This window comes from Mycolicibacter algericus DSM 45454 (assembly GCF_002086455.1).
In the GTDB taxonomy this organism is placed as follows: Bacteria; Actinomycetota; Actinomycetes; order Mycobacteriales; family Mycobacteriaceae; genus Mycobacterium; species Mycobacterium algericum.
The window spans coordinates 17,667-32,111 of record NZ_MVHC01000027.1 but is presented as its reverse complement, the minus strand read 5'-3'; the positions used below and the strand labels follow the sequence as shown (position 1 = coordinate 32,111).

General features: G+C 67.8%; 16 protein-coding genes. 8 read left to right on the top strand and 8 right to left on the bottom strand.

The features are described 5' to 3' along the window. Positions 1-40 precede the first annotated feature (40 nt). From BST10_RS18275 to BST10_RS18260, 4 genes are all read left to right on the top strand, one after another. The gene (locus BST10_RS18275) at positions 41-478 is read left to right on the top strand and encodes a limonene-1,2-epoxide hydrolase family protein (RefSeq protein WP_083039655.1); all 438 of its coding nucleotides are present in this window, start codon (positions 41-43) and stop codon (positions 476-478) included. A 78-nt stretch (positions 479-556) separates the two neighbouring features. Next, positions 557-898, top strand: a complete 342-nt coding sequence (locus BST10_RS18270; protein WP_013829419.1) for a DUF5313 family protein — start codon at positions 557-559, stop codon at positions 896-898. 201 nt (positions 899-1,099) lie between these two features. After that, positions 1,100-1,882 carry a class I SAM-dependent DNA methyltransferase gene (locus BST10_RS18265; protein WP_083039652.1) on the top strand — a complete coding sequence of 261 codons (783 nt, stop codon included), beginning with the start codon at positions 1,100-1,102 and terminating at the stop codon, positions 1,880-1,882. A gap of 43 nt (positions 1,883-1,925) precedes the next feature. Further along, positions 1,926-2,639, top strand: coding sequence for a TRM11 family SAM-dependent methyltransferase (locus tag BST10_RS18260; protein WP_083039649.1), 714 nt, complete (start codon positions 1,926-1,928; stop codon positions 2,637-2,639). On the opposite strand, the gene pspM is transcribed toward BST10_RS18260, so the two are convergent. From pspM to pgsA, 4 genes are all read right to left on the bottom strand, one after another. Further along, positions 2,636-3,439, bottom strand: coding sequence for a phage shock envelope stress response protein PspM (gene pspM, locus BST10_RS18255; RefSeq protein ID WP_083039646.1), 804 nt, complete (start codon positions 3,437-3,439; stop codon positions 2,636-2,638). The two genes, BST10_RS18260 and pspM, sit on opposite strands and share 4 nt — an antisense overlap. Before the next feature lie 3 nt (positions 3,440-3,442). Continuing rightward, positions 3,443-4,258 (bottom strand): phage shock protein PspA, encoded by an 816-nt coding sequence (gene pspA / locus BST10_RS18250; RefSeq protein ID WP_013829423.1) that lies wholly within the window; start codon positions 4,256-4,258, stop codon positions 3,443-3,445. Positions 4,259-4,383: 125 nt separating this feature from the next. After that, positions 4,384-4,725 (bottom strand): transcriptional regulator ClgR, encoded by a 342-nt coding sequence (gene clgR, locus BST10_RS18245; RefSeq protein ID WP_083039644.1) that lies wholly within the window; start codon positions 4,723-4,725, stop codon positions 4,384-4,386. 89 nt (positions 4,726-4,814) lie between these two features. After that, positions 4,815-5,402: a CDP-diacylglycerol--glycerol-3-phosphate 3-phosphatidyltransferase gene (gene pgsA, locus BST10_RS18240; protein WP_049792890.1), complete on the bottom strand. Its 588-nt coding sequence runs from the start codon at positions 5,400-5,402 to the stop codon at positions 4,815-4,817. 55 nt (positions 5,403-5,457) lie between these two features. Here pgsA and BST10_RS18235 point away from each other — a divergent pair, with 55 nt between their 5' ends. Then, on the top strand, positions 5,458-5,982 hold the full coding sequence (locus tag BST10_RS18235) for an amino-acid N-acetyltransferase (RefSeq protein WP_041318178.1): 525 nt from the start codon (positions 5,458-5,460) through the stop codon (positions 5,980-5,982). Positions 5,983-5,991: 9 nt separating this feature from the next. On the opposite strand, the gene BST10_RS18230 is transcribed toward BST10_RS18235, so the two are convergent. Then, the gene (locus BST10_RS18230; protein ID WP_083039642.1) at positions 5,992-6,501 is read right to left on the bottom strand and encodes a DUF421 domain-containing protein; all 510 of its coding nucleotides are present in this window, start codon (positions 6,499-6,501) and stop codon (positions 5,992-5,994) included. 180 nt (positions 6,502-6,681) lie between these two features. On the opposite strand from BST10_RS18230, the gene BST10_RS18225 reads away from it, so the two are divergent. Beyond that, positions 6,682-8,031, top strand: a complete 1,350-nt coding sequence (locus tag BST10_RS18225; protein WP_083039640.1) for a wax ester/triacylglycerol synthase family O-acyltransferase — start codon at positions 6,682-6,684, stop codon at positions 8,029-8,031. A 10-nt stretch (positions 8,032-8,041) separates the two neighbouring features. Here BST10_RS18225 and BST10_RS18220 read toward each other — a convergent pair whose 3' ends face one another. Continuing rightward, positions 8,042-10,564 (bottom strand): FtsK/SpoIIIE family DNA translocase, encoded by a 2,523-nt coding sequence (locus BST10_RS18220; RefSeq protein ID WP_083039638.1) that lies wholly within the window; start codon positions 10,562-10,564, stop codon positions 8,042-8,044. A 157-nt stretch (positions 10,565-10,721) separates the two neighbouring features. Here BST10_RS18220 and BST10_RS18215 point away from each other — a divergent pair, with 157 nt between their 5' ends. Continuing rightward, on the top strand, positions 10,722-11,039 hold the full coding sequence (locus BST10_RS18215; RefSeq protein WP_083039636.1) for a putative quinol monooxygenase: 318 nt from the start codon (positions 10,722-10,724) through the stop codon (positions 11,037-11,039). Further along, the gene (locus tag BST10_RS18210) at positions 11,039-11,857 is read left to right on the top strand and encodes a mycofactocin-coupled SDR family oxidoreductase (protein WP_083039634.1); all 819 of its coding nucleotides are present in this window, start codon (positions 11,039-11,041) and stop codon (positions 11,855-11,857) included. Before BST10_RS18215 ends, BST10_RS18210 begins: the two co-directional genes overlap by 1 nt. A 1-nt stretch (position 11,858) precedes the next feature. Here the strand turns inward: BST10_RS18210 and BST10_RS18205 are convergent, their stop codons facing one another. Beyond that, a complete protein-coding gene (locus tag BST10_RS18205; protein WP_041319959.1) occupies positions 11,859-13,535 on the bottom strand; it encodes a ribonuclease J in 1,677 nt (558 codons plus the stop codon). A gap of 6 nt (positions 13,536-13,541) precedes the next feature. Further along, positions 13,542-14,444, bottom strand: coding sequence for a 4-hydroxy-tetrahydrodipicolinate synthase (gene dapA / locus BST10_RS18200; protein WP_083039631.1), 903 nt, complete (start codon positions 14,442-14,444; stop codon positions 13,542-13,544). Between the last annotated feature and the right edge of the window lies 1 nt (position 14,445).

The window sequence follows — 14,445 nt, the reverse complement described above, 5'->3', positions numbered from 1 at the left end:
GCCTACCGTGCCACAGCCCCGCGGGCCTAGGCTGGCAGGCATGACCGACCCGAGTGTCCACGACAGCGCCGTCGACAACATCCGAACCGTGGAGACCTTCCTCGACGCCCTCGCCGACGACGATCTCAACACGGCGGCCGACGCCCTGGCCGAGGACGTGGTGTACCACAACGTCGGGCTGCCGACCATCTACGGCCGGAGCGCCACCGTCGGGGTGTTCCGCCGGATGTCCGGCCGCGCGGGCTTTGAGGTGAAGGTCCACCGCATCGCCGCCGACGGCTCGGCGGTGCTCACCGAGCGCACCGACGCCCTGACCTTCGGCCCGCTGCGATTGCAATTCTGGGTGTGCGGGGTGTTCGAGGTGCACAACGGGCGGATCACGTTGTGGCGCGACTACTTTGACTTTCTGGATATGTTCAAGGCGACGTTGCGCGCGGTGGCGGCGACTGTCTTCCCGGCGCTGCGCCCGACGTTGTAGGCCGCATTGAGCACACGCCGACGCCCCAACCCGATCCAATATCTGCGGTACTGCATCGGGCGACCGCTGCCGCCGTCCATGCAGGACTGGGTGCGCAACGACCTGGCCGGCCCCGGCGCAACCACTCGGATAATCATGCGCGCCGTCGTGCCGACGACATTGATCCTGATCCCGTTCTGGTTTCTGCCGACAGACTTCATGACGCATGTGTCGATGACGTTTCCCATCTGGTTCATGGCGATCCTGTTCTCGCACGCCCTCAACAAGGTGTGGCGCAAACACATGCTGCGGATGCACGGTCTGGACCCGGACCTGGCCGACGCACAAAAGCGCCAGCGTGATGCCCACCTCCACCGCGCCTACATCGAACGCTATGGACCGCGGCCCGAATCCGCCGATCAGCGAAGCGACGATATCTGAGTCTGGTGTCTGTCCGAATACGCGGAGTCAGCATTCTTACGCCGCATAACTTACCCGCGCCCCCCATGGATCCAACGCCGAACAGTGAACCCTACCATATTCAATCCATTATTTGTGTTTTTAGGACACGAGGATGCCCGGTGATCAGAACGGCGCGCAGCCCGGCAGAAGCGCAGCAGCCGGTAGCTGTATTATCACGATATGACTTCGCAGCTATATAGAATTGAGTTTCCGCCGGTTAATTCGGAACGCCTGACTCAAGACGAAGTTGAGTTCGGACTCGTCGATAACGGCAAAGTTCAAATGCTACGCTTTCACGACTACGCCGAAATATATAAACGGCCAGGCCTTTACGAGGAACTCTTCTATGGTCGACTGAGGTGTAAATCCCCGGACAAGGTGTTGGAATTGCTTCAACGGGCGTTACAGACCGAACGGGAGCCGCTGACCGAGTTGCGGATCCTGGATCTGGGAGCAGGCAACGGCATGATGGGCGAAGTCCTCAAGCGCGATGGAGTAGCCCGACTCGTCGGCGTCGACATCATCCCAGAGGCACGTGATGCCGCTTATCGTGATCGGCCCACCGTTTACGACGCGTACTACATCACGGATCTGAGCGACGTGGACGCGCGCTTGCGCGGCGAGCTCACCGAGTGGAATTTCGATTGCTTGACGTGTGTGGCGGCGCTCGGTTTCGGAGATATTCCACCGCGTGCTTTCATCAACGCGGTCCGACTGATCAAACCGACCGGTTGGCTGGCATTCAACATCAAACACTCATTCCTGGACGCCGACGATCAGACCGGCTTTTCACGCCTGGTTCGCGCGCTTGTTTTTTCAAGATATTTTGACGTCTATCACCTCGAGTTATACCGGCATCGGCTATCAATGGAAGGCAGGCAGCTATTTTACTACGCGCTGGTCGGAAGGTTGACGGCGCCGTTGCCGGAGGATTTTCTAGCGAGTCACAATATTGCAAGTTAGGCGAGCGGAGTAGCTGCGCCGCGCGACGCGATTATGAGTCGGGATGTGGTTGATGAGATCTAGGCCTGGGACTTCCCCGCTGGATATACGGCTGTTCGCGGCGCACGGCGCGTTTCTGGCGGAGCGCCCGCCAGCCTCCGACGAAGACGTGCACATGCTTTCCGCAACAGTCGACCATGTGATCGAACGGTGCACTGCGCCCGGCGACCTGGTGTTCGATCCGTTCGCCGGGTTCGGCACCACCCTCGATCGGGCTGTGGCTCTCGGGCGGGCAGCGCTTGGTATCGAGTTGCTGCCCGAGCGTGTCGACTACCTGCGGAGACGCGTGCCCGGTGCGCATGTTCTGCAGGGCGATGCACGGGAACTGCTGGAAGTAATCCGCGGGAGCGGACGGCACCTTCCCGACGCGAGTGTCGACCTCGTCCTCACATCTCCGCCCTACATGACCCGGCAGCATCACGAGGCCGATCCACTCACCGGTTACGAAGAGAACAACGGGGACTACGGCCGTTACCTGGCCGAACTCGGCGCCGTCGCCGCCCAGTGCGCGCGGCTGCTGGCGCCCGCGGGCTTCGCCGTGTGGAACGTGGCGGACATCCACCACTTGGGTTCCACCACGCACTTGATCTCCGATTGTGCACGCGTTCTCGAACACCACCTCACCCGGCTAGGGACGACAGCGGTGGTGTGGGATCGGTACCCGCACGATCTGATCGCCGACGCGCTGCTGGTTTTTCAGCGGATCCCGGCCTACTAAAGCCTGGGTGATTGGGCGAGTTCCTCGAATGCCTGGGCCCAGCCCAGCATTCGGTCGGTCGCGCCGGCCAACTCTTCGCGGTAAGTACCAGGAGATATCGTCGAACCATCATTGGCTGCGGCCACCAATTGCGCGGCAGCGGTGACCATTTCGTTGTACTGGCGGACCCCGGCGCTCAACTGGGCGGTGAACGCGTTGATCGTCGGCACCAGGTACTGCCCCGCCTGCGCGTTGTGCTGCACGGTGCGCTCCATCGACACCACCTGGCCGGCGGTGGCCGCCATCGTCGACGCGGCGCCGCCCGCCGCGGCGGTCAGTTCGGCGATCTCCTCGCCGGGTAGCAACCGGCCGCGTTCCAGCACGCCCAGCAGCGACACCATGCCGCGCTCGGAGGCGCCCAGCGCATACATCGCCGGCCGCGCCGCCGAACCGGGCGGCGGTAGGCGGCGCGCAGTGACGGTCCGCGCGGCCGGCAGCGGCACCGAACGCAGCCAACGGAACCGCAGCAACAGCAACGTGGCCGGCGCGGCCGCCCCGGCGGCGATCAGCCCGGTGATCAGCAACACCCACACCGGTGTGGCCCACGAGGCCAGCACCGCCGTCACCAGCAACCAGAATCCGCATGCCGCGCCGAAGAACAGGCCCAGCCGTAGCGCCCAGCGGCGCTTGCGCAGCAACCTGGCCCGCGGGTCGGCGATCGCACCGAGCTTGTCGGCCAGTACGTCGGCGGCCTCACTGGCACGGTCGACGGCCCGCTGCAGCAGCACGCGCCGGGAGCGACCTCCGACTGACATGGCCATCTACTACCGGCCCAGCGGATTCTCGGGATTGGGATCGGCGCCCGATTGCGGCGCCGCCGGCGTGACCGGCGGTGTGGCGCCGCCGGCCGGCAGCGACTCACCGCGCATCGAGGCGCGGATCTGCTCCAACCGGGAATGGCCGGCCATCTGCACGCCCGCCTGTTCGACCTCGATCATCCGACCCTGCACCGAGCCTTTTGCCAGTTCCGCTTCGCCGAGTGCGTTGGCGTAGCGCCGTTCGATCTTGTCGCGCACCTCATCGAGGCTGGGAGTGGTTCCCGGCGCGGCAATCTCGCTCATCGACCGCAGCGAGGCGCTGACCTGCTCCTGCATCTTGGCCTGCTCGAGCTGGCTGAGCAGCTTGGTGCGCTCGGCGATCTTCTGCTGCAACATCATCGCGTTCTGCTCGACGGCCTTCTTGGCCTGACCGGCAGCGGTCAGCGCCTGGTCGTGCAGCGCCTTGAGGTCTTCCACGCTCTGCTCGGCAGTGACCAGTTGAGCCGCGAACGCCTCGGCAGCGTTCTCGTACTCGGTTTTCTTGGCGGCGTCACCCGCCGCCTCCGCCTGGTCGGCCAGCGTGAGCGCCTGGCGCACGTTGACCTGGAGCTTCTCGATGTCGGCCAGCTGCCGATTCAGCCGCATCTCCAGTTGCCGCTGGTTGCCGATCACCTGGGCGGCCTGCTGGGTCAAGGCCTGGTGCTGACGCTGCGCCTCTTCGATCGCCTGCTGGATCTGCACCTTGGGATCGGCGTGCTCGTCGATCTTCGAGTTAAACAGCGCCATCAAGTACTTCCACGCCTTGACGAACGGGTTGGCCATCAGTCAGCTCCGTCTGATTGTTCGGATGTTGTCAGTCTGCCGCTTACCGCTGACAATTTATCGGTTCGCCGGTCGGTGGGTGCGGCTTCAGGCTGCCTTCCGCCCGGGCGCGCCGGGCCGGACTGTCATGCCGAGGCCATCGCCCGCGGCGGCGGGATGACGACCTTGGTTCCGGCGTCGATGCGGGTGACGCCCAGGTTCCGGACGGCCCGTTCGGCCCGCTCGGCCCGCTCGGCCCGCGCCAACCGGCTGCCGGCATCGAAGAGCACGTCCGACAACGGGACCTGCAATGCCGAGCAGATCGCGTTGAGCAACTCGCTGGACGCCTCCTTGCGGCCCCGCTCGACCTCCGAGAGATAGCCCAGGCTGACCCGCGCCGAGTCGGACACCTCACGCAGCGTGCGACCCTGCGCCGTCCGGGCCTGGCGCAACACCTCGCCGACCGATTCCCGCAGCAATGCCGTCATCGTGTACTCCCCCTTAGGGCCAACCTGGAAAACCGACAGTCACCAAGGTCAACGCGCGCCACGCCCGTCAGGGTTCCCGGATCGCTCGATCAACTCCGGTCGCGGAGATCGGCGATCGCCGACATCACGTAATCCACGCCGGTCACCACGGTCAGCACCACCGCGGCGGCCATCACCGCCCAGGCCGTCACCAGCCACGGACCGCTCAGCGGCAGGATGAGCAGCCCGATACCGACCGCCTGCACCAGTGTCTTGAGTTTCCCGCCGCGGCTGGCCGGGATCACGCCGCGGTGCAGCACGGCGAACCGCAGCACGGTGATCCCGATCTCTCGGACCAGCACCAGCACCGTCACCCACCACCACAGATCGCCGAGCATCGACAGGCCGATCAACGCCGCGCCGATCAGTGCCTTGTCGGCGATGGGGTCGGCCAGGGTGCCGAATTCGGTCACCAACCCGTAGTTGCGGGCCAGCGCACCGTCGAGCCGGTCGGTGATGATCGCCACCGCGAAGATGACGAACGCCGCGATGCGGGTCTTGGCGTCGTGGCCGTCCGCGGCGAACAACGCCAGCAGGAAGACCGGCACCAACAGCAGCCGCATGACGGTGACCGCGTTGGCGAGATTGACCACCGGGACGTGCGTCACCGCCGGGCCGGTTTGAGGTTGCCGCGACACGGCAGACAGAATATCGGTTACCAAGCACGAAATGAGAAACCGTTACTGTGCACCTGTGCACCTCGCGGCTGATTCGCCGGCCCCACAGCCCCTGATCCGGCGCGCGCGGACATCCGACGTCCCGGCGATCAAGCGGCTGGTGGACACGTACGCCGGCAAGATCCTGCTGGAAAAGAACCTGGTGACGCTGTACGAGGCGGTCCAGGAGTTCTGGGTCGCCGAGGATTCCGAACAACAGGTGGTGGGCTGCGGCGCCCTGCACGTGCTGTGGTCTGATCTCGGCGAGGTGCGCACCATCGCGGTGGACCCGGCGCTGACGGGCCGCGGCATCGGCCACGCGCTCGTCGACCGGCTACTGCAGGTCGCCCGGGAACTGCAGTTGCAGCGACTGTTCGTGTTGACTTTCGAGACCGCCTTCTTCGCCCGGCACGGCTTCACCGAGATCGACGGAACACCGGTCACCGCAGAGGTTTTCGCGGAAATGCAGCGGTCCTACGACGTCGGGGTGGCCGAATTCCTGGACCTGAGCTACGTCAAGCCCAACACGCTGGGCAACACCCGGATGCTGCTGGTGCTCTAGAGTCCTGCGCTAGTCCATCACCAGACCGGCGGTCCGGCGCGTCGAGCCGACGAGGAAGCTGAACTGACCGTCGGATTCCATGCGACCCTCCCGCACCATGGCGAGGTCCGCGATCCCCTGCTTGCGGGCCTGCTCACGGACGTGCTGCTCGGTGATCATCTCCTTGCGCATGTTGCCGTACAGGAGTTCGCCGTCGTGAATCACCAGCAACGGCCCGGGCCGCAGCAGCCGTGCCACGGTCGGCCAGCGGTGGGCCATCCAGTTCAGCAGGTAGGACCAGCCGATGATCACTCCGACCAGCAGGATCCCGTCGCTGATCGACCGGTAACCGCCCGCCATCCCGTTCTGGGCGGCGTCGGCGATCAACACCACGACGATCAGATCCGTGATGCCGTTGGTGCCCGCCTCCCGTTTCAACACCACCCGCAGCAACGCATAAATCGCTATGTAGATGACGGTCCCGCGGACAATGATCTCCGAAGGCGGTGTGTCGAAAGCAAAAAGGCGAGCCCAGTCCACGAGGCGAGATTACGCGCCCGCCGGACGCGGGAAAACCGCCGGTGTCTGGTCCGTGTCCGGTCCGTGTCCGGCACGTGTCCGTGCGTACCGGGTGCGCCGAACCAGGGACTTCCGGCCCTGCCGCCGGCGACGCGAACACGAGATAGTGGTACTGACAGTTGCAGACAACTGGAGGTAGTCGTGGCCGAGCACCTGACCCCCCTGGATGCGAGTTTTCTCAACGTCGAGGACGCCGATCGGCACACCAACCTGGGCATGGGTGCCCTGGCGGTGCTCGACGGCCCGATGCCCGATCACCAGGCGCTGATGTCGGTGCTGGGCGAGCGGATCGCGGCCTGCCCACGGTTCGCCCAGCGGCTGCGGCGTCGCCTCTTCGACCTCGGCCCTCCCGAGTGGGTCGAGGACCGCAACTTCAAGCTCGCCAACCACGTCTGCGGTATCGCGGTCCCCGGCACCGGTAGCGACGACGACTTGTTCTCGGTGGTGGCCGAGGTGATGTCCTGGCGGCTGGAGCGGGACAGGCCGCTGTGGGAGATCTGGGTGATCGGGGGCCTGTCCGATGGCCGCTGGGCGATGCTGGTCAAGGTCCACCCCTGTATCGCCGACGCCGTCGCCACCGTCCACATCCTCGCCGGGCTGTCCGATGAGGGTCCGGCTCACGGCACCATGCCCGGCGCGGTCGCGGCTGCCGCCGACGGCGGGTGGCGCGGTGCGCTGCGGCTCGCCTCCTCGATCGCGACCGCCACGGTGGCCGGGGTGATGCGGACCGACCAGGCGTTGCGCGACGCCGCGGAGTTCGCCGCCGGCCTACGGCGGCCGGCGACACCGCTGAACGGCCCACTGACCAGCCGGCGGCGCCGGTACGTCTCGGCAAGGGTCAGCGCCGCCGAGGTCGACCGGATCTGCCAGACCTTCGACGTCACCGTCGACGATGTCGCGCTGGCTGCCCTCACCGAGAGCTACCGCAACATGATGGTCCGCCGCGGCGAGCGGCCGAAGTCCGATTCGCTGCGTACCCTGGTACCGCTTCGGCAGGCGGTGCTGCTGCCCCGGCTGCCGGTCGACGAAGACAACCCGGTGGTTCGGCTACGCCTGGTGCACGCGCGGCTGGCGCAGGCCAGAGCCGACGCCGACCGCGGCCCCGCCGGCGCGGTGGCGGCGGTGGCACGGGCGATCCCGGTGCCGGTCACCGCCTGGGCGACCAATCTGCTGTCCCGGCTGCCGCAGCGCAGCGTGGTGGCGCTGGCGGCCAGTGTGCCCGGCCCCGGCCGGCCGCTGGCGGTCATGGGACGCCCGGTCTCCGCGGTGTTGCCAGTCCCGCCGATCGCGATGCAGTTGCGTACCGGCGCGGCGATCCTGCGCTACGCCGACAGCCTGTTCTTCGGCATCGTCTCCGACTACGGCACCGTCCGCGACGCGGACGAGCTGGCGCGCGGCGTCGAGGCGGCGGTGGCCCGGTTGCTGGTTCGCAGCAGGCGGCGCCGGGCCGGCCGGGATCGGCACGGGTTGTCGCTGGTGGTCAACGTCTGATCGTCGCCGGCTACCCGTCGTCGTCATCCGCGGCGTCGGCGTCCGCGCCGCCGCGGATGGCCATCAGCGTCGCGGCCAGCTCGTCGGGCTTGACCAGCACTTGGCGGGCCTTGGAGCCCTCGGAGGGGCCCACGATGCTGCGGGTCTCCATCAGGTCCATCAACCGGCCGGCCTTGGCGAAGCCGACCCGCAGCTTGCGCTGCAACATCGAGGTGGAACCGAATTGGCTGGACACTACCAATTCCACGGCCTGCAGGAAGACCTCCATGTCGTCGCCGATGTCGGGGTCGACGTCGGTGCGCTCGCCGGTCGGTTTGGCGGTGGTGACGCCGTCGGTGTACTCGGGCTCGGCCTGGTCCTTGCAGGCGGTGACGACGGCGTGGATCTCCTCGTCGGTGATGAAGGCGCCCTGCAGCCGGACCGGCTTGTTGGCGCCCATCGGCAGGAACAACCCGTCGCCCATCCCGATCAGCTTCTCGGCGCCGGCCTGGTCCAGGATCACCCGGGAGTCGGTCAGCGACGAGGTGGCGAACGCCAGCCGGGACGGCACGTTCGTCTTGATCAGACCGGTGACGACGTCCACCGACGGCCGCTGGGTGGCCAGCACCAGGTGAATGCCGGCGGCGCGGGCCTTCTGGGTGATCCGCACGATCGCGTCCTCGACGTCGCGCGGCGCGGTCATCATCAGGTCGGCGAGCTCGTCGACGATCGCGAGGATGTAGGGGTAGGGCCGGTACTCCCGTTCGCTGCCCAGCGGTGCGGTGATCTCCCCGGAACGGACCTTCTCGTTGAAGACGTCGATGTGGCGCACCCGGGACGCCTGCATGTCCTGGTAGCGCTGCTCCATCTCCTCGACCAGCCAGGCCAGCGCGGCCGCCGCCTTCTTCGGTGAGGTGATGATCGGGGTGATCAGGTGCGGAATGCCTTCGTACGGCGTGAGTTCCACCATCTTCGGGTCGATCAGGATCATCCTGACCTCTTCCGGGGTGGCCCGTGCCAGCAGCGACACCAGCATCGAGTTGACGAAGCTGGACTTACCCGATCCGGTGGACCCGGCCACCAGCAGGTGCGGCATCTTGGCCAGGTTGGCGCTGATGAAGTCGCCCTCGATGTCCTTGCCCAGCCCGATCACCAGCGGGTGATGATCGCGGCGGGTGCTCGGCGCGGTCAGCACGTCGGCCAGTCGCACCATCTCCCGGTCGGTGTTGGGCACCTCGATGCCGACGGCGGACTTGCCCGGGATCGGTGCGAGCATTCGCACACTCTCGGTCGCCACCGCGTAGGCGATGTTGCGCTGCAGGGCGGTGATCTTCTCGACCTTGACCCCGGGGCCCAGTTCCACCTCATAGCGGGTGACGGTGGGGCCGCGGGTGCAGCCGGTGACGGCGGCGTCGACCTTGAACTGCTCGAGCACCGAGGTGATCGCGTCGGTCATCGCCTCGTTGGCGGCGGTGCGGGTCTTGGGGGGATCGCCGGCGGTCAGCAGGCTAAGCGGCGGCAGCGTGTAGGGGCCCTCCACCACCCGGTCCAACACGACGGTGGTGTCGGTGGGTTTGGCCGTCTTGGGGGCCTTGCGGCGAGCGGGCTTGGGCGCCGGCGCCGGGGGCTCGGCGGGCGCTACGTCCGTCTCGGAGAGCGGGTAGTTGTCCAGCGGCGTGCGCGACTGCCAATCCGGGGTGTCCTCGGCGCCATCGGCCGCCGCGCCGCCTTCGAAGCCGCCGCCATCCTCGTCGTAGTAGTCGTCCTCGCCGGCGTAGTCGTCGTCGTAATAGCCGTCGTCATAGCCGTCGTCGTAGTCCCGCGCGACGAACATGGTCCGTAGCGCTTCAGGCGCCTCGCGCAGCGTCGTCCCGGTCAGCAACAACACCCCGAACAGCACCCCGATGCACAGCAGCGGAGCGGCGATCCAAGCGGTCAGGCCGTCGGCGAGCGGGCCGCCGATGGCGAACCCGACGAAACCGGCGCCGTGCAGGCGCCCCTCGGGGGTCGGCGGCGAGCCGGCCCACAGATGCCACAGGCCCAGGATCGGCAGCGCCACCATCGCCGAACCGAGGATCAGCCGGGGCCGGTTCTCCGGGACGGGTTCGGTACGCATCAGCGCGACGGCGCCGACGCCGGCCAGCACCGGCAGCAGCACCACCGCGCCACCGATCACGGCGCGCAGCCCGGTGTCGATCCATGCTCCAACCGGCCGCGCAGCGTCCAGCCAGCAACTGGCGGCCGTCACGACGGCCAGGCCCAGCAGCGCCAGCGCGATACCGTCGCGGCGATGACCCGGGTCGATGTCATGGGCGCGGCCGACGGACCGCGCGGTGCCGCCGGCCGCCTTGGCGACCATCAACCACGCCGCCCGGGCGGCCCGCCCGCAGGCCATACCCGCCCCGGCCAGCCCCGAATGCTGCCGGCACGGCGCGGGCTTGCGGCGTGCCGCCGCTGCGCGGGCCGGTCGGGCATTGGCTCGCGAACCGGCCTTTGACCTGCTAGTTCGCTTTCCCGATCGAGCCTTGGTGGCACTAGCCGTCTTACTAGCCATAGCCGCAAGCCTAACCGCAATACCCTCATTAGCACCATCTGCCACACTGGCCACGGCCCGGGTTGCCCGAGCTCACCCGCGTGGCACCGGTCACAGCGCGGCTGCGTACGGTGACAGGGCCTGACTTCCCCCGCCACCCCTCACGAAGGAGATCCGCATGCCCGTGGTCGTCGTCGCCACCTTCGCCGTCAAGCCGGAATCGGTCGAAGCCGTCCGCGACATCTGCGCCAAGTCGGCGGCACAAGTGCACCAGGAGCCGGGCTGCCAGCTCTACGCGGTGCACGAAACCGAAGGCGCCTTCGTATTCATCGAGCAGTGGGCCGACGCCGATGCGCTGCGGGCACACTCGACGGCCCCGGCGGTCGCCGAGCTGTTCGGCAACCTCACGGAGCACCTGGACGGCGCGCCCGATATCAAGATGCTGCAGCCGCTGCCGGCCGGCGACCCGGCCAAGGGCCAGCTCCGGGCCCAGTGATGGGAGCCCTGGACGGCAAGGTCGCCTTCATCACCGGCGCCGCACGCGGCCAGGGGCGCGCCCACGCACTGCGGTTGGCCGGCGAGGGCGCCGACATCATCGCGGTCGACCTGTGCCAACAGATCTCCAGCGTGCCGTATCCGCTGGCCACCGCCGACGATCTGGCGGAGACGGTCAAGCTGGTCGAAGAGACCGGTGCGCGCATCGTGGCCAGGGCAGCCGACGTCCGCGATCGCACCGCACTGGGCACCGCCTTGCAGGCCGGCATTGACGAACTCGGGCGGCTCGATTTCGTGATCGCCAACGCCGGAATCGCTCCGATGGCGGGCGAGGACGCCTGGCAGGACGTGATCGACGTCAACCTCACCGGTATCTACCACACCGTCGATGTGGCGATGAAGCCGATGATCGCCCAGGGTGACGGCGGGTCGATCGTTCTGGTCAGCTCGGTGGCCGGGCTGGTCGGGCTGGCCGCTCCTGCGGCGGGCTCCCTGGGTTACGCCGCCGCCAAGCACGGCATCGTCGGGCTGATGCGGGTATACGCCAACCTGCTGGCGCCACACAGCATCCGGGTCAACTCCGTGCATCCCGCCGGCGTGCAGACGCCGATGATCGACAACGAGTTCACCCGGAAGTGGCTGGAGGGCCTGGAGGACACGGACGCCCAAGGCGGACCGGACATGGGCAACGCGTTGCCGGTGCAGGTGCTGCAACCGGAGGATGTCGCCAACGCCGTATTCTGGCTGGTCTCCGATGCGGCCCGCTACATCACCGGTGTGACGCTGCCGGTGGACGCCGGCTACGTCAATAAGAGGTAGCTCAGATCTCGATGACGGTCGGCACGATCATCGGCTGGCGGCGGTAGCTCTCGCCGACCCACTTGCCGACCGTGCGGCGCACCGCCTGCGCGATCCGGGCCGGGTCGGTGACGCGTTCGGCGGCAAGGGATTCCAGCTCCGCCTCCACCTTGCGGGCCGCCGGCTCCAGCGCCTTGGGGTCTTCGGAGAAGCCACGCGAATGCAGCTGGGGCGGCGCCACCGCCTTGCCGGTCCCGCGACGCAGCACCACGGTGATCGCAATGAATCCCGATGACAGGATCAGCCGCTCCCCCAGCGTCGCATCGCCGACGTCGCCGTCCACCAGTCCGTCGATGTACACCTTGCCGACCGGGACCGCCCCGGCGATGCTCGCCTGCCCGGCGACCAGATCGACGCTGACACCGTTCTCGGCCAACAGGATCGCTTCGGGCGGCACCCCGGTGCGGGCGGCCAGCGCGGCGTTGGCGCGCAGCATCCGCCAGGTGCCGTGCACCGGCATCACGTTGCGCGGCCGGATCCCGTTGTAGAGGAACAGCAGCTCGCCGGCGTAGGCGTGCCCGGAGACATGCACCCGCGCCGCGGCGTTGGTCACCACCCGTGCGCCGATCTTGGCCAGCGCGTCCATCACGCCGTAGACCGCCTCCTCATTGCCGGGGATCAGCGACGATGACAACACCACCAGATCACCCGCGGTCAGCGTGATGGACCGGTGCTCGCCGCGCGACATCCGCGACAGCGCCGACAACGGCTCGCCCTGGGTCCCGGTGGTGACCAGCACCACCTGCTCCGGCGGCATCATCTCGGCGGCGCCGATGTCGACCAGATCGGAGTCCGCCACCCGCAAAAAGCCCAGCTCCTTGGCGATGCCCATGTTGCGGACCATCGACCGGCCGACGAACGACACCCGGCGGCCCAGTGCGACCGCCGCGTCGACGATCTGCTGCACCCGGTCGACGTTCGAGGCGAAGCAGGCCACGATCACCCGTCCCTCGGCGCCGCGGATCAACCGGTGCAGGGTGGGGCCGACCTCGCTCTCACTGGGTCCGACACCCGGGATCTCGGCGTTGGTCGAGTCGCACAGGAACAGGTCCACACCCTTGTCGCCCAGCCGGGACATGCCGGGTAGATCCGTGGGACGCCCGTCCGGCGGCAATTGGTCGAGCTTGATGTCGCCGGTGTGCAGCACGGTGCCCGCGCCGGTGTGCACCGCGATCGCCAGCGCGTCCGGGATGGAGTGGTTGACTGCGAAGTATTCGCATTCGAACACGCCGTGGGTGCTGCGCTGACCTTCGGCGACCTGGACGAACACCGGTTTGATGCGGTGTTCGCGGCATTTGGCGGCGACCAGCGCCAGCGTGAACTTCGAGCCGACCACCGGGATGTCGGGGCGCAGTTTGAGCAGGAACGGGATGGCGCCGATGTGGTCCTCGTGGGCGTGGGTCAGCACCAGCGCCTCGATGTCGTCGAGGCGGTCGGTGATGTGCCGGATGTCCGGCAGGATCAGGTCGACGCCGGGCTCGTCGTGGCCCGGGAACAGCACCCCGCAGTCGATGATCAGCAGCCGGCCGAGATGCTCGAAAACGGTCATGTTGCGGCCGATCTCGCTGATTCCGCCGAGCGCCGTGACGCGTAATCCGCCGGCGGTCAGCGGACCCGGCGGCTTGAGGTCCTCACTCACCCGCACTCACTCGAGGACCGACGCGGCGCGCATGTCGATGGCCAGTTCGTCGACCTCGGCCCCGGTCGCGGGCACCATCGGCAGCCGTGGCTCGCCCGCATCGAACCCCTGCAACCGCAGCCCGGCTTTGACGAAGGTGACCCCGCCGGTGCGGCCCATGGCGTTGGACAGCGGCGCAATCGAGACGTTGATCTTGCGGGCGGTCTCGACGTCACCGGATTCATACGCAGCCAGCATGTCGCGCAGCTGGCCCGCCGCGAAGTGCCCGATCACGCTGACGAACCCGGTGGCGCCCATCGCCAGCCACGGCAGGTTCAGGGCGTCGTCGCCGGAGTAGTAGGCCACGTCGGTTTCGGCCATGATCTGCGCGGCGGCATGCAGGTCGCCCTTGGCGTCTTTGATCGCGACGATGTTCGGGTGCTCGGCGAGCTCGAAGATCGTGTCCGGGGCGATCGGCACCGCCGAACGGGCCGGGATGTCATACAGCATCACCGGCAGCCCGCTGGCGTCGGCGACCGCGGTGAAGTGCGCCAGCAGCCCGGCCTGCGACGGCCGCGAATAGTAGGGCGTCACCACCAGCAGGCCGTGGGCGCCGACCCCGGCGCAGGCCTCGGCCAGCCGGACGCTGTGTTCGGTGTCGTTGCTGCCGGCGCCGGCGATGATGCGGGCGCGGTCGCCCACGGCCTCGACCACGGCACGAAGCAGCGTGAGCTTCTCGTAGTCGGCGGTGGTCGGCGACTCGCCGGTGGTCCCGGAGAGCACCAGGCCGTCACAGCCGGCGTCGACGAGCCGGTTCGCCAGCCGTACGGCGGCGTCGGTGTCCACGGAGCCGTCCGCACCGAACGGGGTCACCATCGCGGTCAGAACGGTGCCCAACTGCGCCTTGGCGTCGAATACGGTGCTGCTCACG

What these genes read in the sequence shown, in the direction of transcription:
- BST10_RS18275 (WP_083039655.1), top strand. Translation starts at nt 41, where the DNA reads ATGACCGACCCGAGTGTCCACGACAGCGCCGTCGACAACATCCGAACC.
- BST10_RS18270 (WP_013829419.1), top strand. Translation starts at nt 557, where the DNA reads ATGCAGGACTGGGTGCGCAACGACCTGGCCGGCCCCGGCGCAACCACT.
- BST10_RS18265 (WP_083039652.1), top strand. Translation starts at nt 1,100, where the DNA reads ATGACTTCGCAGCTATATAGAATTGAGTTTCCGCCGGTTAATTCGGAA.
- BST10_RS18260 (WP_083039649.1), top strand. Translation starts at nt 1,926, where the DNA reads ATGTGGTTGATGAGATCTAGGCCTGGGACTTCCCCGCTGGATATACGG.
- pspM (WP_083039646.1), bottom strand. Translation starts at nt 3,439, where the DNA reads ATGGCCATGTCAGTCGGAGGTCGCTCCCGGCGCGTGCTGCTGCAGCGG.
- pspA (WP_013829423.1), bottom strand. Translation starts at nt 4,258, where the DNA reads ATGGCCAACCCGTTCGTCAAGGCGTGGAAGTACTTGATGGCGCTGTTT.
- clgR (WP_083039644.1), bottom strand. Translation starts at nt 4,725, where the DNA reads ATGACGGCATTGCTGCGGGAATCGGTCGGCGAGGTGTTGCGCCAGGCC.
- BST10_RS18220 (WP_083039638.1), bottom strand. Translation starts at nt 10,564, where the DNA reads ATGGCTAGTAAGACGGCTAGTGCCACCAAGGCTCGATCGGGAAAGCGA.
- BST10_RS18215 (WP_083039636.1), top strand. Translation starts at nt 10,722, where the DNA reads ATGCCCGTGGTCGTCGTCGCCACCTTCGCCGTCAAGCCGGAATCGGTC.
- BST10_RS18210 (WP_083039634.1), top strand. Translation starts at nt 11,039, where the DNA reads ATGGGAGCCCTGGACGGCAAGGTCGCCTTCATCACCGGCGCCGCACGC.